The 23086-nt window shown below is 63.0% G+C and carries 20 protein-coding genes and 2 pseudogenes; 9 read left to right on the top strand and 13 right to left on the bottom strand.

Annotated elements, in window-relative coordinates; translation table 11 throughout:
• The first annotated feature begins 263 nt into the window (after positions 1-263).
• Positions 264-1409 carry a GGDEF domain-containing protein gene (locus NLY44_RS06385; RefSeq protein WP_023670937.1) on the top strand — a complete coding sequence of 382 codons (1146 nt, stop codon included), beginning with the start codon at positions 264-266 and terminating at the stop codon, positions 1407-1409.
• Between the two features lie 91 nt (positions 1410-1500).
• Here NLY44_RS06385 and NLY44_RS06380 read toward each other — a convergent pair whose 3' ends face one another.
• The 6 genes from NLY44_RS06380 to urtA all read right to left on the bottom strand — a co-directional run bounded on the left by NLY44_RS06380 (position 1501) and on the right by urtA (position 7995).
• Positions 1501-1677 (bottom strand): hypothetical protein, encoded by a 177-nt coding sequence (locus tag NLY44_RS06380; protein ID WP_023670936.1) that lies wholly within the window; start codon positions 1675-1677, stop codon positions 1501-1503.
• Between the two features lie 531 nt (positions 1678-2208).
• A complete protein-coding gene (gene urtE, locus NLY44_RS06375) occupies positions 2209-2904 on the bottom strand; it encodes an urea ABC transporter ATP-binding subunit UrtE (protein ID WP_023806032.1) in 696 nt (231 codons plus the stop codon).
• A 69-nt stretch (positions 2905-2973) separates the two neighbouring features.
• A complete protein-coding gene (gene urtD, locus NLY44_RS06370) occupies positions 2974-3720 on the bottom strand; it encodes an urea ABC transporter ATP-binding protein UrtD (RefSeq protein ID WP_023696501.1) in 747 nt (248 codons plus the stop codon).
• A 4-nt stretch (positions 3721-3724) separates the two neighbouring features.
• Positions 3725-4957, bottom strand: coding sequence for an urea ABC transporter permease subunit UrtC (gene urtC, locus NLY44_RS06365; protein ID WP_023806031.1), 1233 nt, complete (start codon positions 4955-4957; stop codon positions 3725-3727).
• Entirely contained in the window at positions 4954-6570 is a 1617-nt protein-coding gene (gene urtB / locus NLY44_RS06360; protein WP_023806030.1) for an urea ABC transporter permease subunit UrtB, read from the bottom strand. The genes urtC and urtB overlap by 4 nt, the downstream gene beginning before the upstream one ends.
• A gap of 114 nt (positions 6571-6684) precedes the next feature.
• A complete protein-coding gene (gene urtA, locus NLY44_RS06355) occupies positions 6685-7995 on the bottom strand; it encodes an urea ABC transporter substrate-binding protein (protein WP_023684621.1) in 1311 nt (436 codons plus the stop codon).
• Between the two features lie 314 nt (positions 7996-8309).
• Between urtA and NLY44_RS06350 the strand changes: the two genes are divergently transcribed.
• Together NLY44_RS06350 and NLY44_RS06345 are read left to right on the top strand one after the other, a co-directional pair.
• Positions 8310-8705 (top strand): hypothetical protein, encoded by a 396-nt coding sequence (locus NLY44_RS06350; protein ID WP_023706180.1) that lies wholly within the window; start codon positions 8310-8312, stop codon positions 8703-8705.
• A 118-nt stretch (positions 8706-8823) separates the two neighbouring features.
• The gene (locus NLY44_RS06345) at positions 8824-10737 is read left to right on the top strand and encodes a PhoX family protein (protein ID WP_031356138.1); all 1914 of its coding nucleotides are present in this window, start codon (positions 8824-8826) and stop codon (positions 10735-10737) included.
• A gap of 64 nt (positions 10738-10801) precedes the next feature.
• Here the strand turns inward: NLY44_RS06345 and NLY44_RS06340 are convergent, their stop codons facing one another.
• The 3 genes from NLY44_RS06340 to NLY44_RS06330 form a co-directional block, all read right to left on the bottom strand.
• On the bottom strand, positions 10802-12373 hold the full coding sequence (locus NLY44_RS06340) for a GMC family oxidoreductase (protein WP_023684618.1): 1572 nt from the start codon (positions 12371-12373) through the stop codon (positions 10802-10804).
• A 51-nt stretch (positions 12374-12424) separates the two neighbouring features.
• Positions 12425-12949, bottom strand: coding sequence for a twin-arginine translocation pathway signal (locus NLY44_RS06335; RefSeq protein ID WP_023712396.1), 525 nt, complete (start codon positions 12947-12949; stop codon positions 12425-12427).
• 80 nt (positions 12950-13029) lie between these two features.
• A complete protein-coding gene (locus NLY44_RS06330) occupies positions 13030-13425 on the bottom strand; it encodes a VOC family protein (protein WP_023684616.1) in 396 nt (131 codons plus the stop codon).
• A 220-nt stretch (positions 13426-13645) separates the two neighbouring features.
• Here NLY44_RS06330 and NLY44_RS06325 point away from each other — a divergent pair, with 220 nt between their 5' ends.
• On the top strand, positions 13646-13948 hold the full coding sequence (locus tag NLY44_RS06325; protein ID WP_023670924.1) for a ribbon-helix-helix domain-containing protein: 303 nt from the start codon (positions 13646-13648) through the stop codon (positions 13946-13948).
• A gap of 5 nt (positions 13949-13953) precedes the next feature.
• On the opposite strand, the gene NLY44_RS06320 is transcribed toward NLY44_RS06325, so the two are convergent.
• Positions 13954-14664 carry a purine-nucleoside phosphorylase gene (locus NLY44_RS06320; protein ID WP_023736554.1) on the bottom strand — a complete coding sequence of 237 codons (711 nt, stop codon included), beginning with the start codon at positions 14662-14664 and terminating at the stop codon, positions 13954-13956.
• 84 nt (positions 14665-14748) lie between these two features.
• Positions 14749-17319 carry a cell cycle histidine kinase CckA gene (gene cckA, locus NLY44_RS06315; RefSeq protein WP_023688649.1) on the bottom strand — a complete coding sequence of 857 codons (2571 nt, stop codon included), beginning with the start codon at positions 17317-17319 and terminating at the stop codon, positions 14749-14751.
• A gap of 205 nt (positions 17320-17524) precedes the next feature.
• On the opposite strand from cckA, the gene NLY44_RS06310 reads away from it, so the two are divergent.
• The gene (locus NLY44_RS06310; RefSeq protein ID WP_023806027.1) at positions 17525-18241 is read left to right on the top strand and encodes a flagellar biosynthetic protein FliO; all 717 of its coding nucleotides are present in this window, start codon (positions 17525-17527) and stop codon (positions 18239-18241) included.
• 175 nt (positions 18242-18416) lie between these two features.
• Here the strand turns inward: NLY44_RS06310 and dksA are convergent, their stop codons facing one another.
• Both dksA and NLY44_RS06300 read right to left on the bottom strand, forming a co-directional pair.
• Entirely contained in the window at positions 18417-18833 is a 417-nt protein-coding gene (gene dksA / locus NLY44_RS06305) for an RNA polymerase-binding protein DksA (protein ID WP_023673491.1), read from the bottom strand.
• 5 nt (positions 18834-18838) lie between these two features.
• Positions 18839-19018 carry a hypothetical protein gene (locus NLY44_RS06300; RefSeq protein WP_023696495.1) on the bottom strand — a complete coding sequence of 60 codons (180 nt, stop codon included), beginning with the start codon at positions 19016-19018 and terminating at the stop codon, positions 18839-18841.
• 68 nt (positions 19019-19086) lie between these two features.
• Between NLY44_RS06300 and NLY44_RS06295 the strand changes: the two genes are divergently transcribed.
• The 4 genes and pseudogenes from NLY44_RS06295 (at position 19087) to NLY44_RS06280 (ending at position 22848) form a co-directional block, all read left to right on the top strand.
• Positions 19087-19590, top strand: a complete 504-nt coding sequence (locus tag NLY44_RS06295) for a SixA phosphatase family protein (protein ID WP_023806026.1) — start codon at positions 19087-19089, stop codon at positions 19588-19590.
• A gap of 86 nt (positions 19591-19676) precedes the next feature.
• Positions 19677-21154 (top strand): annotated as a pseudogene (locus NLY44_RS06290) (YcjX family GTP-binding protein).
• The gene (locus NLY44_RS06285; protein ID WP_023806025.1) at positions 21151-22218 is read left to right on the top strand and encodes a YcjF family protein; all 1068 of its coding nucleotides are present in this window, start codon (positions 21151-21153) and stop codon (positions 22216-22218) included. Before NLY44_RS06290 ends, NLY44_RS06285 begins: the two are co-directional and overlap by 4 nt.
• An 82-nt stretch (positions 22219-22300) precedes the next feature.
• Positions 22301-22848 (top strand): annotated as a pseudogene (locus tag NLY44_RS06280) (hypothetical protein).
• Positions 22849-23086: the final 238 nt, after the last annotated feature.

Genomic DNA, 23086 nt, shown 5'->3' with positions numbered 1-23086 from the left:
TTTGTCTTGATGCATGCCGTTGTCCCAGAACCGCGGCACACTTCTGGGCGACATGCATTAGGAGCAATTCCAGGAAAAGTGTGGAACGGTTTTCCCGGGAAAGCGGTCAGCGCTTTCCCTTGAAAAGGGTTTCAACCCAGAATTGCTACGATGAACCGAAGCGTGATAGCTTATGCGCATCGTAACCTTATCGATACCTCCATCCTGCATAATCCGGTGCGGGTCCTTTCTAGAGGCCGGCCGCCGCGCGCAAGGACGAGGGCATGTCGCTCGACTACAGTTCCCTTCTGTTGGCTGTCGGGTTTTCCGCCGCTTGCCTCGGCCTGACGCTGTTCGGCATTTGGCTTACCGCGCGCTCGGAAAAATTCCTGCTGACCTGGGCGGTCAGCGTGCTTCTGATCGTCGCCGACGTCTTCGCCTACCAGGCCTATATCGACGCGCCCGGACGCCTGCTCGGCCTCGCCAGCTTCACGTTCCTGCTGCTCGGCTTCGCGACCATGCTGGGCGCGGCCCATCAGTTCACGACCGGCCGCTCGCCATTGCCGCGCATAGCTGTCGGCGCCGGCGTCTCGCTGGCAGTCGCCTTGCCGCCGATGGCGCTTGGCTATGACGGGCTGGGCTTCATGCTGGAGAATGCCTTCGCCGCGCTGCTTTTGTTTGCGACGGCCTATGAATACTGGAAGGGTCGTACGGAATTCCCGGCCCCGATCCTCGGCATTGCAGGGCTCTACACCGCCACCGCAATTTCCTTCGTGCTGTGCTCCGGTGCACTTGTCTGGGATGGCAGGCTGGTGCTTGGCCATGCGCCGAGCAACTGGGCCGAGGATTTCAGCCTCATCGTCGTCATCGCCTGCATGACCGGCATCGGCGCGCTCTCGCTGGCGCTTAACCAGGGACGCCTGGCGCAGCATCATCGCCGCGAAGCGCTGACCGATCCGCTGACCGGACTGCTCAACCGGCGCGCTTTGTTCGACCTGCACGGCAAAACACCGGTCCGGTCCTTCACCGCCGTGATCGTGTTCGACCTCGACGGCTTCAAGGCCATAAATGACGAGTTCGGCCATGCCACCGGCGACGAGGTGCTGAAACTATTCGCCAAGGATTTGACCGCCAATCTCCAGCCAGGCGATGTCGCCGCGCGCATGGGCGGAGAGGAATTTGCATTGGTGCTCGATCGCACCTTGCCTGAAAAGGTGGAATTCATAGCAGAGCGCATCCGGGCCAGTTTTGCCATGCGCCGGATCGATACCGAGACCCGCCTGCTCTCCTGCACGGTCAGCGCCGGCTACGCCTTCGGCAGCGAGGGCGGCACCAAATTCGACAAGGTGCTCAGCGCCGCCGACAAGGCGCTTTACGGCGCCAAGCGCGGCGGCCGCAATCGTGTGCTCGCCTTCCGGCGCGCCGGGTAGGCTGGCTGATATTCAGCGGGCCTGAACCTCACCACACGTAAAACAACAACCTAAAGCGCGTCGCATGAGGCCGTTCAGGCGCGAGGCGTTTTTAGGCCGCTATGACGATCTCGTTGTAAGTGTCGAGGTCGACGTAGAAAACCTTGGTGATTTCGCCGATCAGCTCATCCTGCTGGTAGCCTTGCGAGCGCAGAATGTTGATGGCGGTAATGATGTCGACACGCTCTGTCAGCCGTCGTTTCTGGTGGTCCTCGACGAACCGTTCCATAGCCCTATTCTCCTGGCAAGATTATCTGAACGCATTGACCGACAATCAGAACTGCGAGGGAAGCTAGGGTGGCTTGCTTGCGTGGAACTTGCAGGCTGAGCCAGCATATTCCCTCGATCTGCTACAGAACCAGACTGATACGGAAGCGGCCGACTCACCGAGGCCTAGGAAAGACTAGCATGCAGTATTCGGCGTGCCAGAGTGTGGCGGCCTCGGACGAAAGTCCGACGCAACGGGTGCGGACCTTCGCGACTTCATCATCCTTGGGCGTAGCGACGCGAAGCGGAGCGAAGACCCAGGGATCCATGCCGGGATGAAGAAGCGTCATTAACGGTGCAGAATGTGGAATGCCAATGTGCCGCAGAAGCGATCTTGTTCTGCATCGCGGCACTCTTTGGCTGATGTCGCGGCATGGATTCTAGGGTCTGCGCGCGTCGCTCCGCTCCTTGGCTCCGCCCTAGAATGACGAAGTGATTGTGGGCATTTCAGCCAATCTTCGACGTGTACGATCCGTGCAGCCGTCGACCTGCGTTAAACCGTCAGAAACTTCCTGACGTCCGCCCGGTCGAGATCTTCGGCCGGGCCGGTGTGGACGATCTGGCCGCGGTCCATGATGTTGACCTCGTCGGCGAGCTCGCGGCAGAAATCGAGATATTGCTCGACCAGAAGCACCGCAATGCCGGCCTGATCGCGCAAATAGTGGATGGCGCGGCCGATGTCCTTGATGATCGAGGGCTGGATGCCTTCGGTCGGCTCGTCGAGCACCAGCAGTTTCGGCCGCATGACGAGCGCCCGGCCGATGGCGAGCTGCTGCTGCTGGCCGCCTGAGAGATCGCCGCCGCGCCGCCCCAGCATCTGCTTCAGCACCGGAAACAGTTCGAAGACATGCGCCGGCACGTTGCGGTCGGCGCGCTTCAACGGCGCAAAGCCGGACTCCAGGTTTTCGCGCACCGTCAGCAGCGGAAAGATCTCCCTGCCCTGCGGTACGAATGCGATGCCCGACCGGGCGCGATCATACGCCGCGCTCCGGTCGAGCGCCTTCCCCTCGAAGGCAACGCTTCCGCTCGTCAGCCGGTGGTGGCCGACGATCGATCTCATCAAACTGGTCTTGCCGACGCCGTTGCGGCCGAGCACGCAGGTGATCTTGCCGGCACCCGCCGTCAGCGACACACCGCGCAACGCCTGAGCAGCGCCGTAATGGAGCGTGGCGATGGAAACTTCGAGCATGTCAGCGCCTTCTCCAGAAGCGGAGGAACGAAAAGTCGAAGCGATGGAATTGCACCCGCCAGACCATGCTCATCTCCCGAGATAAACTTCGACGACCCGCTCGTCGGCCGAGACGAAATCGAGCGAGCCTTCCGACAGCACCGAGCCCTCATGCAGGCAGGTGACCTTGACGCCGAGTTCGCGCACGAAATGCATGTCGTGCTCGACGACGATGACCGAATGGTCGCGCGCTATGTCCTTGAGCAGCCGCGCGGTTTCCTCGGTCTCGGCATCGGTCATCCCTGCGACCGGCTCGTCAACCAAAAGCAGCTTCGGGTCCTGCGCCAGCAGCATGCCGATCTCCAGCCACTGTTTCTGGCCATGGCTGAGATTGGCTGCCAGATCGTGGCGCTTGTCGCCCAGCCGGATGATGCCGAGGATGTCGTCGATCTGTCTGGCTTCGGCGGCCGAGCGGCGATGGAACAGCGCCGGAAAGATCGAGCGCGGGCCCTTCAGCGCCAGCATCAGATTGTCTTCGACGCTGTGGCTTTCGAAGACGGTCGGCTTCTGGAATTTGCGGCCGATGCCCATCATGGCGATCTCCGCCTCGTCGTGCCGGGTCAGATCGACCTGGCCGTCGAAGAACACTTCGCCCTCGTCGGGCCGGGTCTTGCCGGTGACGATGTCCATCATCGTCGTCTTGCCGGCGCCGTTGGGACCGATGATGGCGCGCATCTCGCCCTTGTCGAGCACCAGCGACAGATTGTTGATGGCGCGGAAACCGTCGAAGGAGACCGAGACGCCGTCGAGATAGAGGATGGTGTTGGACTTCGACATCGCTCTATTCCGCCGGCTGCGGTTCAGGCCCGGACGCGGACCAGGCACCGGGCGTTGTTGCTGCGCTGCGCACGATCTTCAATGGCGGCGCGGCATCAGGGTCTGTGCCCGCTTCCTCTGCAATCACTGCAGCCCGCATCGCCCGAGCGTTACCGGGCCAGGAATCCCACATGCCGACGATGCCCTTGGGCAGGAACAGGGTTACGGCGACGAACAGGCCGCCGAGCGCAAACAGCCAGAACTCCGGCAGCAGGCCGGTGAACCAGGATTTGCCGGCATTGACCAGCAGCGCGCCGACGATCGGGCCGACAATGGTGCCGCGCCCACCGACGGCTGCCCAGATCACGACTTCGATGGAATTGGACGGCTCGAATTCGCCGGGATTGATGATGCCGACCTGCGGCACATAGAGCGCGCCGGCGATGCCGGCCATGACCGCCGAGACGGTGAAGGCAAACAGCTTCACGTTCTCCGCCCGCCAGCCGAGAAAGCGGGTGCGGCTCTCGGCGTCGCGCACCGCCATCAGCAGCTTGCCGTATTTGGAGCCGACGATCGCCCAGGTGATGAAGACGGCGAGCGCGAGTATGATGGCGCTGGCGGCAAACAGGGCCGAGCGGGTGGCGTCGGCCTGCACGTTGAAGCCCAGAATATCCTTGAAATCGGTCAAGCCGTTGTTGCCGCCGAAACCCATGTCGTTGCGGAAGAAGGCAAGCAGCAGCGCGTAGGTCATCGCCTGGGTGATGATGGAGAGATAGACGCCGGTGACGCGGCTGCGGAAGGCGAACCAGCCGAAGACGAAGGCGAGCAGGCCGGGCACCGCCAGCACCATGATGGCGGCGAACCAGAAATGGTCGAAACCGGTCCAGAACCAGGGCAATTCCTTGTAGTTCAGGAACACCATGAAATCGGGCAGGATCGGATTGCCATAGACGCCGCGCGAGCCGATCTGGCGCATGAGGTACATGCCCATCGCATAGCCGCCGAGGGCAAAGAAGGCGCCATGGCCGAGCGAGAGGATGCCACAATAGCCCCAGACGAGATCGAGCGCCAAGGCAAGCAATGCATAGCAGAGGTACTTGCCCGTCAACGCAACGATGTAGGACGGAATATAGAACGCGCTTTGCGGCGACACTGCGAGGTTGAGCAGCGGCACGATAAGGGCGGCCGCCAGCAGGATGAAAATGGTGATGGCGATGCGACGGTCGGCACCCGCGGCGAAGAAGCGTCCCGTGATCATGTTTCCACCGCCCTGCCCTTGAGTGCGAACAGGCCGCGCGGACGCTTCTGGATGAACAGGATGATCAGCACCAGCACGACGATCTTGCCGAGCACGGCGCCGGCATAGGGTTCGAGAACCTTGTTGACGATGCCGAGCGAGAAGGCGCCGACCAGAGTGCCCCAGAGATTGCCGACGCCGCCGAAGACCACGACCATGAAGCTGTCGATGATGTAGCCGCGGCCGAGATTGGGCGAGACATTGTCGATCTGGCTGAGCGCGACGCCGGCAATGCCGGCAATGCCGGAGCCGAGCGCAAAGGTCAGCGCATCGACCCAAGGCGTCCTGATGCCCATCGAGGCGGCCATGCGGCGGTTGGCGGTGACGGCGCGCATCTGAAGGCCCCAGGGCGTGCGCTTCATAACAAAGAGCAGCACGCCGAAGACGGTGAGCGCGAAGACCAGGATCCAGAGGCGGTTCCAGGTGACGGCGAGTTGGCCGACATCGAACGATCCCGACATCCAGGAGGGGTTGCCGACCTCCTGGTTGGTCGGTCCGAAGATCGAGCGCACCGCCTGCTGCAGGACAAGCGAGACGCCCCAGGTTGCGAGCAGCGTTTCCAGCGGCCGGCCGTAGAGGAAACGGATGACGCCGCGCTCGATGATCAGGCCGACGGAAGCGGCAACCAGGAAGGCGAGCGGCAGCGCGATCACCAGCGACCAGTCGAACAGGCCGGGGAATGAGGTTCGGATCACCTGTTGGACGACGAAGGTGGTGTAGGCGCCGAGCATCACCATCTCGCCATGCGCCATGTTGATGACGCCCATGACGCCGAAGGTGATGGCGAGGCCGATGGCGGCCAGCAGCAGCACCGAGCCAAGCGAGATGCCGTACCATATGTTCTGGCCGGCATCCCACAGCGCCAGGCTCGAATTGATGCTGGCGATTGCCGCCGTCGCGGCATCCTTGACCGCGCCTTGCGCATTGGCCTGGACCGCGGTGAGCAGCGAGACCGCGTCGCGGTCGCCGCGCGCGCCGATCAGGGCAATGGCGGCAAGCTTGTCGGCCTCCGGCTTATCGGAGACCAGCACCGATGCCGCGCGCGCCTGTTCGAACAATGCCTTGACCTTGGCGTCGGTCTCGGCGGCGATGGCTGCATCGAGCGGCTCGATATTGGCGGCATCGGGGGTCTTGAACATGGTGTCGGCGGCGGCGATGCGGACAGAAGGATCTTTCGCGCGCAACGTCAGCGTTCCCAGCGCATCTCGGATGACACGGCGCAGCGTGTTGTTGACCTTGATCTTGGTGATGTCGGCCTTGGCGGCGTCGCCGGCTTTCTCGCCGCTCAGCGGGTCGAGCAGCGTGACGCTGTCGGCGGCCTCACTGCCGACGAAGACGGCTGAATCGGCTTTACGAATGTAGAGATTGCCTTCGGCGAGGGCTGCAAGCGGCCGTTCAACCAGCGGATCGCCGGTGGCGGCAAGTTCGCGCACAACAGCCTCAGTGGCGGCAAAGCCCGTGCCCGTGGCGAATTTGGCGACGATGGCGCGCAGATCGGCTTCGGCTGCGTTCGACGGCAATAGGCTTGCCACCAGGAACACCAGCATGAGGCCGAGAGTGCGCAACAGGATCATCCGTTCAGATACTTTCCGGGAGGGTGGAATTTGGCGTCCGGGCGGGCTGAAGCGCCCGGATGCTTGGCGGTACCGATCGTGGACGCGTCCACGATCGGTCAGTCCCGGGAGGGATCAGTTCGTGCCCTTGCCGCCGCATTTGCCGGTGGCAACGTTGAAGTTGCCGCAGGACAGAGGCGCGCGCCAATCCGAAATCAGGTCCTTGGAATCGGGCAGATAGTCGGACCATTCGTCGCCCATCACGAGGCCGGGCGTCTGCGACACGGTCTCGAACTGGCCGTCGGCCTGGATCTCGCCGATCAGCACCGGCTTGGTGATGTGATGGTTCGGCATCATGGTCGAATAGCCGCCGGTGAGGTTCGGCACGGACACGCCGACCATGGCGTCGATGACCTTGTCGGGATCGGTGGTGCCGGCCTTTTCGACCGCCTTCACCCACATGTTGAAGCCGATATAGTGAGCTTCCATCGGGTCGTTGGTGGTGCGCTTGTCATTCTTGATGAACTTGTGCCAGTCGGCGATGAACTTCTTGTTTTCGGGTGTGTCGACGCTCTCGAAATAGTTCCAGGCAGCGAGATGGCCGACCAGCGGCGCGGTATCGAGACCGGCCAGTTCTTCCTCACCGACCGAAAAGGCCATGACCGGGATGTCCTCGGCCTTGATGCCCTGGTTGCCGAGTTCCTTGTAGAACGGAACGTTGGCGTCGCCATTGACGGTCGAGACGACGGCGGTCTTCTTGCCGGCCGAGCCGAATTTCTTGATTGCGGAGACTTCGGTCTGCCAGTCGGAGAAGCCGAACGGCGTGTAGTTGACCATGATGTCTTCGGCGGCGACGCCCTTGGCCTTCAGATAGGCCTCGAGGATTTTGTTGGTGGTTCGGGGATAGACGTAGTCGGTGCCTTCCAGCACCCAGCGCTTCACCGAGCCACCGTCCTCGCTCATGAGATAATCGACGGCAGGAATCGCCTGCTGGTTCGGGGCGGCGCCGGTGTAGAACACGTTGCGCTCGCTTTCCTCGCCCTCATACTGGACGGGGTAGAACAGGATGTTGTCGAGTTCCGAGAACACCGGCAACACCGATTTGCGCGACACCGAGGTCCAGCAGCCGAACACGGCGGCGACCTTGTCCTTCGAGATCAGCTCGCGCGCCTTTTCGGCAAAGAGCGGCCAGTTGGAGGCCGGATCGACAACGACCGCCTCGAGCTTCTTGCCGAGCAGACCGCCCTTGGCATTCTGCTCTTCGATGAGCATCAGCATGGCGTCTTTCAGCGTCGTCTCCGAAATCGCCATGGTCCCCGATAGCGAATGCAGAATGCCGACCTTGATCGTGTCTTCGGCGGCCTTGGCCGGAGACGACATCGACAGGCCGGCGGCGATCACGCCCGCCGAAAACATTTTTGTTATTGTGGAGAAATTACCCCTCATACCGAAGACTCCCAAGCTGTTTGATTGCACCGCGACAATGCAAAGCAACTGCCGTGCCAAACGCGAAGGCGCCGCTCATAAAGATGTAATAGCCGAGCGTTATCAGCCGGTTGGTATATTAGCCTGGAGAGACAACAAAGGCAGCCGGTAAAAATTGATTGAGGCAAATTTGCGCAGCGCACACGACTTATGCCTAATTTTCGCCCAATTGAGACAAATGCCTAGTTTTTGATCTCCGGCCGTGGTTTCCGGGCGAACAATGTTGCGGCACCGCGCAAAAATAGGGCAAGCTCGCCCTTCAAAAGAGAGACGTCATGACATCTCGCATCTCACGCATTTCCGGCATCCTGCTGCTGATGGCAACGAGCGGCGCCGCGCGCGCCGATTTCAGCGAGGGCAAGCTTCCGGACGGCACCTATCATTGCGAGGTCTACCTGCTCGGCGCCTTCCTCAACCTCGGCGACATCACCATCAAGGGCAATGTCTATACCGGCCCGGTGACATTCGGCACCGCGACGCAAGGCTACAACTATCAGATGAATGCCAATGGCGAGATAACCTGGCTCGGGCCGCTGGGCGGCTATACCACCGGTGGCAACTCCGTCTCCATGACACAGGCAACACTGGACGGCGAGACCGCCCCGTCATTCGACATCATTCTGAAGCAGCCCGACGGCGCCTTCACCGCCTCGACCTGCACCAAGGGCTGAGCGATGCGTAGTGCCGCGCCCAGTTGCGGCAAAACCTTCCTCTTATGTCATGTGAATGTTGCCTAAGCAGACTAGGGGCAACGGTGCGCCGTAACATCCACCCTGAGAGGCAGACACCATGGCCAATGCACCGTCTTCATCCTCCCCCGTCATCCGCGAAATCATTGCCGAGCGCGTCTCGCGCCGGTCTCTTTTGAAAGGCAGCCTCGCCTCCGGCGCGCTGATTGCCGGCGGCAGCTTTGTCGGCTCCTTGTTTGCCGGCGAAACGCATGCCGCCGCAGCGCAGTCGACGCTCGGCTTTCCCGAGCTCAAACGGGTCTACGGCAAGACCCATGCCGCCGCCGAAGGCTATGAGACGACCATCGTCGCGCGCTGGGGCGACCCGCTTGCAGCCGGCCTCGCCGAATTCGACGGCAACAAGGTCGCGGCGGAGGAACAGGAAAAGCGCTTCGGCTACAATTGCGACTACATCGCCTTCATGCCGCTGCCCAAGGGCACGGTGAATTCCGATCATGGCCTGCTCTGCGTCAACAACGAATACATCTCGCCCAATGTGATGTTTCCGGGGATGACCGAGGGCGATGCCGGCAAGACGATGACCAAGGAACAGGTCGATCTCGGGATGGCCGCGATGGGCCATTCGATCGTCGAGGTGCAATTGAAGGACGGCAAGTGGGCAAGCGTGGCGGACAGCCCGCTCAACCGCCGCATCACCGCCAACACCGAAATGACCGTTTCCGGACCGGTTGCCGGCCATGCGCTGATGAAAACTTCGGCCGACCCGACTGGCACGAAAGTGCTCGGCACCAGCTATAATTGCAGCGGCGGTTTCACCCCCTGGGGTACGGTGCTGACCTGCGAGGAAGGCGTGTCCGACATTTTCGGCGGCGACCCGAAAAAGGCGCCGACTGCCGACCTGCTCGACCGTTACGGCTTCGACGGCTCCGACATCTATGGCCGCGGCCGCTTCCATGACCGCTTCAACCTCGACAAGGAACCGAACGAGGCCAACCGCTTCGACTGGGTGATCGAGATCGACCCTTACGATCCTCAGTCCAGGCCGGTGAAGCGCACGGCACTTGGCCGCATGTCGCATGAGGCCTCGACCGTGGTCCTCAACAAGGACGGCCGCGTTGTCGTCTATATGGGTGACGACGACTATTTCGAATATATGTACCGCTTCGTCTCGGCCAAGGCCTATGACAAGGCCAACCCGGCCTCCGGCGCCGATCTGCTCGACCATGGCGTGCTGTCGGTCGCCCGCTTCGATGCCGATGGCTCGATGACGTGGCTGCCGTTGGTGCACGGCCAGGGCAAGCTTACCGTCGAGAACGGTTTTGCCGACCAGGCCGAGGTGCTGTTGAAGACGCGGTTTGCGGCAGATGCGCTCGGCGCCACGCCGATGGACCGGCCCGAGGACATCGAGACCAATCCGGTGACCGGCCGCGTCTATGCGGTGATGACCAAGAACAAGAAGCGCGACCAGTCAAAGGTCAATCCGGCCAACACGCGGCCGGAAAATCTCTGGGGCCATATTGTCGAACTGATCCCGCCCGGCGGCCGCGGCGCGGACGCCGACCACACGGCCGAAAACTATGCCTGGGACCTGTTCGTGCTCTGCGGCAATCCCAGGGATGCCAAGGTCGGCGCCACCTTCCATCCGGATACGTCGGACAATGGCTGGTTCGTCTGCCCCGACAACATCACCTTCGATCCGGCCGGGCGGCTGTGGGTGGCGACGGACGGCGCCAATGATTTCGACCTGCCGGACGGCGTCTATGGCGTCGACACCGAAGGTGCGGCGCGCGGCCTGCCGAAGCTGCTGTTCACCTGCCCGCACGGCGCCGAAGCGACCGGCCCGTGCTTCACGCCGGACGGCTCGACTTTGTTCCTGTCGGTGCAGCACCCTGCGGAAGATGCCGAGACGCTCGACAAGGCGCAGACGCTATGGCCCGATTTCAAAGACGGCCAGTTGCCGCGACCTTCCGTCGTCGCCATCCGCCGCAGGGACGGACAGCCGGTCGGCGCATAGTGAGTCCTAGTGAAAAAGGCGGAACGCGCCATGCGCGTTCCGCGTAGCGATCCGGGAGGACGGCTCAGATCGTCTTGGCCGACATTTGCGAAGCGATGTATTCGGCCTGGCGGATAGCCAGCGACACGATCGTCAGCGTCGGATTTTCAGCCGCACCGGTCGTGAACTGGCTGCCGTCCGACACGAACAGGTTCTTGATGTCGTGCGCCTGGCCGTGCTTGTTGACGACGCCGTCTTCCGCCTTTTCGCTCATCCGGTTGGTGCCGAGATTGTGGGTTGAGGGATAGGGCGGCGTCGGGAAGGAGCGCGTCGCGCCGACCGCATCGTAAAGCGCTGTGGCCTGCTTGTAGGCATGGTTGCGCATCGCCGTGTCGTTGGGATGATCATCGAAATGCACGTCGGCGATCGGCATGCCGTGCGCGTCCTTCTCGTCCTTGTGCAGCGTGACGCGGTTTTCCGCGCGCGGCATGTCCTCGCCGACGATCCACAGGCCAGCCATGTGATCATAGTGGTCGAGCGCGGTGGTGAAGGAACGGCCCCAGCCGCCGGGATTGAGGAAGGCGGCCATGAAGGGCAAGCCGAGCGACAGCGTCTCGAATTCATAGCCGCCGACAAAGCCGCGTGAGGGATCGTGCCGCGCCTCGTCGCGGATAATGCCGGCCATGGTGGTGCCGCGATACATTCGCACCGGTTGGTCGAAAATGGCGTAGACCGAACCGGTGGTGTGGCGCATGTAGTTCTTGCCGACCTGCCCCGACGAATTGGCAAGCCCTTGCGGAAACTTCGCTGACTCGGAGTTCAGCAGCAGGCGCGGGCTTTCGATCGAGTTGCCGGCGACGGCAACGATGCGGGCCTTCTGCTCCTGCAGCTTGCCGTCCTTGTCGGCATAGACGACGCCGGTCACTTTTCCGCTAGCGTCATGGTTGATCTTGATCGCCATGGCGTTTGGCCGGACCTCGAGATGGCCGGTCGCCTCACCCTTGGGAATCTCGGTGTAGAGCGTCGACCATTTGGCGCCCCATTTGCAGCCCTGGAAGCAGAAGCCGGTCTGTTGGCAGGAGTTGCGGTCGTCCCGCTCGACCGAATTGATTGCCATGTTGCCGGTATGACATTCCTTATAGCCGAGCTTGTCGGCGCCGGCCTTGAGCACCTTGAAGTTGTTGTTGCCGGGCAGCCGCGGCCAGCCATTGGTGCCGGTGACGCCCATCTTGGCTTCCGCCTTGGCGTAGTAAGGCTCCATCTCGGCCAATGTGACCGGCCAGTCCAGCAGGTTGGCGCCTTCCAGCTTGCCGTAGGTCGAGAGCGTCTTGAACTCATGCTCCTGGAAGCGCAGCGAGGCGCCGGCCCAGTGCGTGGTCGAGCCGCCGACCGATTTGACGATCCAGGCCGGCAAATTGGGGAAATCCTTCGACACCCGCCAGTCGCCTGAGGTTGTGCGCTTGTCCGTCCAGGCGAGTTGGCTGAAGGAACCCCACTCGTCATTGATGAAATCCTCGTATTCGTGGCGCGCGCCGGCCTCGAGGATGACGACATCGACGCCTTTCTGGGCGAGTTCGTTGCCGAGCGTGCCGCCGCCGGCGCCGGAGCCGATGATCACGACCACGCCGTCGTTGTTGAGATCAAATGAAGCTGCCATGGTTTCCTCCCATGAATTCCTGTTTGCCGGGTTTCAGAACGACGGAAGGGCTCAGAGCCACTCTATGTCGTCGAAACCGCGCGCGATGTAGCCGCCCTTGGAGTAGGATTCGCCCTCGTAGCCGAAGATCGGCCACACCTCCTGCTGGTTGTAGAGGCTGACGACGAGGCCGCCGCGGATGGACTGGAAGAACGGCGTCGCCTCGATCTGCTGTAGCACGGCAACGCGCTGCTCCTCCCAGCCGAGGCCGCGATAGCCGCCCTCGCCCGACTTCTTGTCGAGGTCGGCGATGCCGTCTTCGATCATCGCCTTGTAGGCAGCGTCCTTGCCGGCCTGCTCGTCATGCCCTTTTACGGCGATGGCGTAGTATTTGTCGGGCACCTGATCGTGCGGATAGATGTCGCGCGCCATCTGGATCAGCGTCGCCATGGTTTCGGGCTTGAGCGCCGATGTCTCGAGCCCCCAGGCATTTTCAGGGCTGATGACGGCGCTGCCGGAAATGACGAGCAACGCGCCGATGCCGCCGCGTTTGAGAAGTTCACGACGTGAGAGCCTCGCGTCATAGATCGTGACCATTTGTTCCTCCCTGCTTGCTGTTTGCGCCCTTGAACAGCGCCGTTGCTGGCGCCGCGCGGCTGAATGCGGCTGATAATCCCCTACTGGAAGCGCCCTCCACGCTGCAGAACCTCGATCTTGTAGCCGTCGGGGTCCTCGATGAAGAAAAAGCGGGCGATCAGCGATCCGTCGCGGTTGAATTCGACGATCTTCTTGGGGTTGAGGCCGAGCGCGCCGATCCGGTCGTGTTCGCTGTCGAGATCGGACACCGAGACCGCCAGATGGCCGTAACCGTCGCCAAGCCCATAAGGCTCGGTGCGGCCCTTGTTCACGGTGAGTTCGAGCTCGAACCCCGTTTCGGCGTTGGCAAGGTAAATCAGCGTGAATGTCTCGAAATCCAGCCTGTCGGCGACGTCGAGCCCGAAAGCGTTTCTGTAGAAATCGACGGATCTGGCCTCTTGGAGAACCCGGATCATGGAATGGATTGCCTTCGCCAAATCAGTCTCCGCCGCTGCATGTTGGAGGCGATTATGGGCGACACGCGCGAAAGGTGGTGGCAGCCGGTTACCACGGCTAAATTTGCAATCGCTGCTATGCCTGCGCCTAAAGACGAAAGTCCGATTGCCGATTCGGCCCACAAGGCCGAACATGCAGGGACAACCACAACTTGAAGGCGCGACACGCTGCGCCCAAAACCAACAATATCGGGAGGTAAGGATGTGCAGGGTTTTTGCCGGGCAGGATCCGGAAGGCTATCGACAGATCAACCGGTCGATCCGCATCGACGGTCACTCTACGAGTATCCAGCTTGAAGGAACGTTCTGGGCGCTGCTTGACGAAATTGCCGACAGCCAGGGCCTGACGACGCCGAAGTTCATCTCAAAACTCTATGACGAGGCGATCGAGATCAACGGCGCCATTCCCAACTTCGCGTCGATGCTGCGTACCACCTGCGCGCTCTATCTGCGCGGTCACCGGCCAGACATGGATGAGCTGACGCCGAAGCGCGAAGCGGCCTGAGGAAGCTAGCCTTCCGCCGCAACGTCGAGCCCGAGCCGCGCCATATCGGTGAACAGCGCCTGACGTTCGGAATAGGCAGTCTGTTCGCCGGTCACGATGTTGTCGACGACGGTCAGCAGCGACAGCGCGCGGGCGCCGAAATGCGCCGCGATTCGGTAGAGTGCGCTGGTTTCCATATCGACAGCGAGAGCGCCAAGCGCCTGCGCTTCGGCAAAGCGGTCGCGCCCTTCAGGGTGGTAGAAGACATCGCTGCAGATGGTCAGCCCGGCCTGGTGGTCGATGCCGAGCTGGGCGGCGCAGGCCAAAGCGTGGGCGAACAGGCCGGGATCGGGCCCGGCGGCAGCATCGTAGAGGCCGAAGACCTGGCCGCTTTGGTCGCTTTCGGCGCGCACCGACTGCGAGATCACCAAGGAGCGCAGCGGCACGCGGGGTGTCAGGCCGCCGCAGGTACCTGTGCGGATCAGCGTTTTGACGCCGTGAACATCCAGGAGTTCATGCACATAGACCAGGAAAGACGGGACACCGATGCCGGTGGCCTGGATGCTGATGGGACGGCCGCGATAGAGACCAGTGAAGCCGAGTGCGCCCCGGCGGCGGTTGACGCAGCGCGGTGCCTCAAGAAATGTCTTTGCCATCCACTCGGCGCGTTGCGGATCGCCCGGTAACAGCACCGTTGCGGCATAGTCGCCCCTGGCAGCCTCGTTGTGCGGCGTCACGACATGCTCCCCAATACCCGCCGCCCGTTTCGCCTGCAATCATGGCAGCGTCACGTCATTGCGCAAGCTTTGAATTAGGGCGCCCTAAGACTCCAACACATCCTTGACCACGGTGGCCAGCTGCTTGAGGGAGAACGGCTTCGGCAGGAAGCCGAATTGCGCGTCCGGCGGCAGGTTTCTGGCGAAAGCGTCTTCCGCATAGCCGGACACGAAGACGAACTTGATGTCGGGCTGGCGCTTGCGCAGTTCGCCGAGCAGCGTCGGTCCGTCCATTTCCGGCATCACCACGTCGGACACGACGATATCGACTTTGCCGCCGAGCGCCTCGAAGACTTCCAGCGCCTCGACGCCCGAGGAGGCCTCATGGACGGTATAGCCGCGCGAGGTCAGCGCCCGCGAGCCGCCCATGCGCACGGCGTCTTCGTCCTCGACGAGGAGCACAGTGGCCGAGCCCGACAGGTCCTTGGCGCTGTCGGCGGCTTTCACCGGCGCAGCCGGCGCCTCGCTGACGTCGCCGGGCTTCTTCGCCTCCACGATATGGCGCGGCAGGAAGATGCGGAAGGTCGAACCCTTGCCGACTTCGGAATCGCAGAAGATGAAACCGCCGGTCTGCTTGATGATGCCATAGACCATCGACAGGCCAAGGCCGGTGCCTTTGCCGACTTCCTTGGTGGTGAAGAACGGCTCAAAAATCTTCTTCAGCACGTCCGGCGCAATGCCCGAGCCGCTATCCTCGACCTCGACCACGACATAGTCGGCAGGCGTGAGCTCGCGGTAGGAGAAGCTCTTGCATTGTTCGGCGGTGACGTTGCGGGTGCGCACGGTGAGGTCGCCGCCGGCCGGCATGGCGTCGCGCGCGTTGACGGCCAGGTTGACCACCACCTGCTCGAACTGGCCGATATCGACCTTGACCGGCCACAAATCGCGGCCGTGGTCGACCTTCAGCTTGATCTCGTTGCCAACCAGGCGGGCAAGCAGCATCCGGAGATCGGCAAGCACGTCGGTCAGGTTCAGCACTTCCGGCCGCAATGTCTGCTTGCGCGAGAAGGCGAGCAACTGCCGCACCAGCGAGGCCGCCCGGTTGGCATTCTGCTTGATGTTCATGATGTCGGGGAAGGACGGGTCCGACGGCCGGTGATTGGTCAGCAAAAGATCCGACGCCATGATGATGGCGGTCAGCACATTGTTGAAGTCGTGGGCGATGCCGCCGGCGAGCTGTCCGACCGCCTGCATCTTCTGGCTCTGCGCCATCTGGCCCTCGAGCGCCTTCTGCTCGGTGGTCTCGACGGCATAGACGATGGCCGATTCCTCGGCGCCCTCGCCGGTGCCGTCGGCGACGGCGTTGACGTAGAAGCGGATGTGACGCTCCTCATTGCCTGGCAGCAGCGTGTCGATCGGCTCGATGTCGGCCTGCCTCAGCCGCGCCTTTTCGAACGCGGCGGCAAAGGCCGGCCGGTCGCGCTCATGGATCACGGTGTCCAGCCGCACGCGGCGGTCAACCGCGTCGCCGTCGACGACGGAGGAAAACAGCGACAGGAACGGCGCGTTGGTGCGCAGGATGCGGCCGCCATTGTCGACGGCAGCAATGGCCATCGGCGTCGAATTGAAGAAACGGGTGAAGCGCACTTCCGAAGCCCGAAGGTCGGCCGATGCGTCCTCGCCCTGGGTGCGGTTGAGCACAATGGTGCGGGTCGGACCGTTGGTCCCCTCGCGGCTGGCCGAGACCCGATGCATGAAGCGCACCGGCACCGCCTCGCCGGTTGTCGTCGTCAGATCGAGATCGATGACGGCGTTGCGGGTGGTGCCGGGATCGGCCTTGACCGAGCGCACCAGCGCCATGCCGTCGCCGGCGACGATTTCCGGGAGTGTCACGGCGCCAGGGGTGAAGCTCGCCAGATCGATGCCCAGCCATTCGGCGAGCGTGGCGTTGATGTAGGTGACACGGCCTTCCTGGTCGGCCGAGAAGAAACCGGCCGGCGCATGGTCGAGATGGTCGATAGCCTTTTGCAGGTCGAGGAAGAAACGCTCCTGCTCGGCCCGTTCCTGCGAGATGTCGGCGAGTTGCCAGGCAAGCATCGGCAGGCGCTGACCGGGAACGCTGAAGGTCCGGGCCCGCGCCCGGTACCAGCGCGCGCCGGGTTCGGCGCCCGGCCTGATCGACTGTGCCAGCCGGAACTCACCGTCGCCGGCCTGGCCATCGCGCAAGCCCGAGGCCAGCCGGTATATGGTCACCGAAGCTTCGGGGACATCGGAAAGCAGGCCTTCGACCGTCTTCAGATCGGCGGCCGACGCAGCACCGGTCATCTCGGCGTAGGCCCGGTTGGCGTAGACGACGCGGCCCTTGGTGTCGGTGACGATCAGGCCCTGCGACATCGAATCGACGAAGGCCTTCGACAGTTCGTCCCCGGTCGAACGCGGCGCGATCTGCACGAAGCCGATGGCCGTGGCGAACAGGAAGCCGACGCCGATCATGGCAAGCACGCCCAGCATGCCGAGCAGGAACGGATCGCCAAGACGCTCGCGGAAAATGCCGAAAACGATCGCGGCCCCAGTCAGGACGATGATGAACACGATGAGCCGGGTAACCGCGCCTGGCCGCGTGTTCTGATCGACGATCGGTACCGGATAGAAATCGCCTCGCGTTTCCCTGGCCATATGCCCCCTGCTCGTGAGTTGTCCGACACCGCCCCCGGCCGGTTGAATCACATTCTCCTAATCCGGAAAAGGCCTTGGCGGCAAATGTCGGATAAAAATGACGCGTCGGTGTTTTCAAGCTGTTCACGAAGCGTGAAGGCAACTTGCGGTGGCTGGCCGCAACGGTCTAGTGTCCCTCCACTTCAAAAGCCGATTGGGGGCACCGATGCAGTGGCTGGATAATGTGGCGGGTCCCGGATATGCCGCAGCGCTGCTGTGGACGTTTGCCGCGCTTGTCCTGCTGGTCATCGTGCTCATCATCATCAGGCTGGTCCGCAACCTGACCTTCGGCACCTTCGTTGCCGGCGGCAGGAACCGCAAGACACGGCTGGCGGTCATGGACGCGACGGCGGTCGACAGCCACCGCCGGCTGGTGCTCATCCGTCGCGACGACATCGAACACCTGCTTTTGATCGGCGGCCCGACCGACGTCGTCGTCGAGCGCGATATCAGACTTGCAGCGCCACGCCGTCCGGCATTGACCGGCGATGGCGGTGTTGGCCAGCAGCAACAGGCGCCGCGGCCGCGCGCAGCACAACCCGCTCCCACCGCGCCCGCAAGGCAGGCGCCACCGCCGCAACCGGTAAGGGCTGCTCCAGCCGCCGTTCCGCCGCGCCAGGCCGCACCGGCGCCAAAACCGGCTCAAATCTACCAGGCGAGCAATGTGACACCGCTGCCGGCCTATGGCTCCGCCGCCAATACTGCCCGGCAGGCCCCGCCACCGAAGCATGAGTCCATCGACGATACCCTGATGCGGGAGCTCGAGGTCTCGCTCGACGATTCGCACTCCAAACCGGCAAGCAAGCCGGCTGCGAAGGCACCGCAGTCTCTCGACGACGAGATGACCAAGCTGCTCGGCGAACTCGCCAGCCAGAAACGATAAAGCCCGGCGAACCGTCACATCTTGCCGATTCCCGATCGAACGCCGCTTAAGCGTGTCGTCCGTTTCAGCGCGACGCGCTTTAACTTGGGGGCGGACTAAACCCTTCGGCCAAAAACAGAAATGGCCGGGAAACCCGGCCATTTCTGATGAAACAGTCCTGCCTGACGGCAGCGGCTCAATCGTCGCGATAGACCTTCTCGCGGCGTTCGTGGCGCTCCTGCGCTTCGATCGACAAGGTCGCGATCGGACGCGCATCCAGCCGCTTCAGCGCGATCGGCTCGCCGGTTTCCTCGCAATAGCCGTATGTGCCTTCATCGATGCGCTGCAGCGCCGAATCGATCTTTGAAATGAGCTTGCGCTGGCGGTCGCGGGCCCGAAGCTCGATGGCGCGGTCGGTTTCCGAGGAAGCGCGATCGGCGAGATCGGGATGGTTGGCGTTTTCCTGCTGCAGGATTTCGAGGGTTTCGCGCGCTTCGCGCAGTATGTCGGTCTTCCAGGTGACGAGCTTCAGGCGAAAGTAGGATTTCTGCCGTTCGTTCATGAACGGCTCGTCTTCAGAGGGTACGTAATTGGCTGTAACGATATCGTTCATTCGACTCACCCAACAACCCCAAATTTGGCGCCTATATATTCGCGCAGAGAAGGCTGCACAAGCGTAATCCGCGCGCGTTTCACGCAATTGTTAATGCCGCGCGGGCGATCCTCAGCAAAGCCTTCCATAGCAAGGGCGCGGGCGAATTCGCACATGATTCGCTGCGCTTGGGCGTCGCCGCCCATTGTGCCTCAGGCCTTTCTCGTGGCTAATCCAGTTGTGTCATTGGTGGGCAGCACACCATTGGGGTCCGGTGAGCAGACTGTATCTGTTGAGGCATGCGAAGGCTGGCTGGGCCCTTCCCGGCGTGCGCGACTTCGATCGCCCGCTCGACGCATCCGGCATTGCCGATGCCGAAATGATGGGGACTGCGATGCGTGCCCGCAACTACATCCCCGATATCACGCTCTGCTCCAACGCCAAGCGGGCGCGCCAGACGCTGGAAGGCATCGCCGGCCACACCGATACCGGCCGGGTGCTGTTCTTCGACACGCTCTACAGCGAGGATGCCGCCGGCTACCTCGCCATCATCCGCAGCAATGGCGGCCCCGGCTCGCTGCTGGTCATCGGCCACAATCCGATGACGGAAGACCTTGCCATGGCGGTCTCGGGCGACGGCGACGAGGCTGCTCGGACCATCATGAACCATGGTTTCCCGACCTCCGGCCTTGCGGTCGTGCGCTTCGACGGCACCCTCACCGAGGCTGCGCAAGGCGCGGGCTACCTCGAAGCCTTCCTGACGCCCGTCGATCTCTGAGCCGAGCCGGCCGAGGCCGGGCGCCATTTCAAACTTGAACCGCAAAGCCTATATCGGGCGCAAGAGCACGCCTGAGAGAACAGATTTTGGCATCATCGCTGACCACTTTCACCGACGAAGCGAGAATTGCCCTGGATACGCTGTCGGGGCGTGCGAGCGGGCTTTTTCGCCGTCGCTTCGGCTGGGCGTCACCGGACTGTCCCGGGCCGGCAAGACGGTGTTCATCTCGGCTCTCGTCCACAATCTCATCCATGGCGGGCGCCTGCCGCTGTTCGAGGCGCAGAAGTCGGGACGGATCGCTCGCGCCTTCCTCGAGGAACAGCCGGACGATGCCGTGCCGCGTTTTCAGTACGAGGACCATATCTCCGCCCTGGTCAACGACCGTGTCTGGCCGGACTCGACGCGCGCCATTTCGGAACTCAGGCTCACCATCGAATATGAGTCTGCCTCCGGTTGGAACCGGATGTTTTCCAGCGGCCGATTGTCGGTCGACATCGTCGACTACCCCGGCGAATGGCTGCTCGACCTGCCGCTGCTCGGCAAATCCTTCGCCGATTTTTCGCATGAAGCTTTTGAGATGGCTATGCTGCCGGTGCGGGCCGACCTGTCGCAGGACTGGCGGGCGCTGTCGGCGAGGATCGACCCCAATGCCGACGCCGACGAGATGACGGCGCGGCGCCTCGCCGAGAGTTTTGCCGCCTACCTCAAGGCCTGCAAGTTCGACGAGCGGGCGCTTTCGACCTTGCCGCCCGGCCGTTTCCTGATGCCTGGCGACCTCGAGGGATCGCCGGCGCTGACCTTCGCGCCCTTGCTGCTCAAGGGTGAGAAACGGCCGCGCTCCGGCTCGCTGCAAGCGATGATGGAGCGCCGCTACGAGGCCTACAAGACGCATGTGGTGAAACCGTTCTTCCGCGAACACATCACCCGCCTCGACCGCCAGATCGTGGTGATCGACGCCATGCAGGCGCTGAACGCCGGCCCCGGCGCGATGGCCGACCTGGAACGCGCGGTGACCGAAATCCTCTCCTGTTTCCGTCCTGGCCGAGGCAATTTCCTCACCGACCTGTTTTCACGCCGCATCGACCGCATCCTGGTTGCCGCGACCAAGGCCGACCATTTGCATCACGAAAGCCATGACCGGCTGCAGGCAATCGTGCGGCGGCTTGCCGACCGCGCCGTGGCGCGGGCAAATTTCACCGGCGCCGATGTCGACGTGGTCGCCATGGCGGCGGTGCGCGCGACGCGCGAAGGCACGGTCAAGCAAGGCCGCGAAACCCTGCCGGTGATCATCGGCACGCCGCTGAAGGGCGAGAAGATCAACGGCGAAACCTTTGATGGCAAAGCCGAAACCGCCATATTTCCCGGGGACTTGCCGGAGAAAATTGACGCGGTTTTCGACGTTTCCGAAGCCGACCACCGGCAGAGCAGCGACGATCCGGCGATCCGTTTCGTGCGCTTTCGCCCGCCAAAGCTCGAACGCACCGCTGAAGGCGTCACGCTGTCGCTGCCGCATATCAGGCTCGACCGCGCCTTGCAGTTCCTGATCGGAGACCATCTGGCATGACCGCGCCCCGCAGACCGGCAGCTTTCCGCATCGAGCCGGAGGCCGAACCGAAGCAGGAAACGCGCCGCCCCCATGCCGAGCCGCCGGCACGCAAGTCGCGCGCCGTCGTCGTGCCGGCCGAGATCGATGTCTTCGAGGAACCCGACATTGTCGCCGCCGAACCGCCGCCGGCGACCGCGCCACGCAGGCGCTCGCTGTTTGCCAGCCTGTTTTTCGGCGCGGTCGGCGTGCTGGTTTCGCTCGCCGTCGGCCTGTGGACCGACCAACTCATCCGCGACCTGTTCGAGCGCGCAGAGTGGCTGGGGTGGCTGGCAGCGGGAATGGCCGCAATTGCCGTGTTGGCCCTCGCGGTCGTGCTGGTGCGCGAATTCTTGGCTATCGCCCGGCTGGCCGAGGTCGAAAAACTGCAAAAGCGGGCGCTCGATGCCATGGCGCGCGACGATCCGAAGGCTGCAAGGGCCGTCGTCGAAGAGCTTTCGGCCTTTGTCGCTGCGAAACCCGAAACCGCGGCCGGCAGGCGCTCCCTGGCCGAATTGCGCGGCGAGATCATCGATGGCGGCAATCTGGTGCGACTGGCCGAGACCGAGATTCTCGGGCCGCTCGATGCGAGAGCCAAGGTGATGATCCTCGAAGCAGCCAAACGCGTGTCGCTGGTCACCGCCGTCAGCCCCCGCGCACTCGTAGACGTTGCCTATGTCGTGTTCGAGGCCGGGCGCCTGATCCGCCGCTTGTCCGAACTCTACGGCGGCAGGCCGGGCACGCTGGGCTTTTTCCGGCTGGCGCGCAGCGTTCTTGCCCATCTGGCGGTGACCGGCTCGATCGCCGTCGGCGACAGCTTTGTCCAGCAGATCATCGGCCATGGCCTTGCCGCACGGCTTTCGGCGAAACTCGGCGAAGGCGTGGTCAACGGCATGATGACGGCGCGTATCGGCATTGCTGCCATGGAGACGGCGCGGCCCCTGCCCTTCATTGCCGGCAGGCGGCCGGGTATGGGCGATTTCCTGTCGGCGCTGACCTCGTTTGCGGCCAGAAAAGAGAATGAAGCACCCGCCTCGACCAAGTGAACGCCCCCTCGCGGTCACCAAGCATTAACCAATCTTGTTCATGGTCGTCCAACAACAGCCTCCTTGTTGCCGGGTGTCGTCTATGAAAAGCGTAATCTTGTCCTGCGTCCTGCCCTGGTCGCGCTTGCAGCACCTCTGGGCCCGACCGGGAAAGCCTTTGCAGCCGAGCCCGACAAACAGTTCTTCCGCACCGTCGAAGGCAAATGGGTCGGCCCGGGCGAAATCATCGCCGGCAAATACAAGGGCACGAAGTTCACCTGCAGCTTCGACGGCTCGACGCCGGACAACAAGACCGGCATGACGCTCGATGGCGACTGCCGCGTCGGTGTCTTCACCCAGAAAATGTCGGCGACCGTCGAGCGCAAGGGCCGCGACTACAAGGGCAATTTCATGGGCGGCGCCGCGGGGTCGGGCCTGGACATCATCGGCGGCAACGTGGTCGATGCCCGCAAAGTCGTCTTCACCATCAACCGCAACCAGCTGCGCGGCGTCATGCAGGCCCGCATTCCCGACGACAATTCGATGACGGTGACCATCGCCGTGCGCGTCGACCAGCAGCTGGTGCCGGTCATCGGCATGAGCCTCAAGCGCGTCGATGCCGTCGAAGTTGGCTCCATCGCCAAAAACTGACTCTCAAGCGGTTCCCCCAAAAAGCGCGGAACGGGGTTGCACTGCGCGATAGCTGAGCGATTCCGCTCAGCTCGATGTCGGAAAATGACAGGCCACCTTGCGGCCGGGTCGGCGCTCCTCAAGCACGGGCCGCTCGGTGCGGCACCTTTCTGCCGCGATCGGACATGTGGCGCGCAACCGACGATGTCAGCGTCTCCGACGGCCCAAGCCACAGCAAGGCCAACGTGTCAGGGTCCTG

Origin of the sequence: Mesorhizobium sp. C089B, assembly GCF_030323125.1 — a bacterium.
Taxonomy (GTDB): Bacteria; Pseudomonadota; Alphaproteobacteria; order Rhizobiales; family Rhizobiaceae; genus Mesorhizobium.
This window is presented reverse-complemented; position numbering and strand designations above follow the sequence as displayed.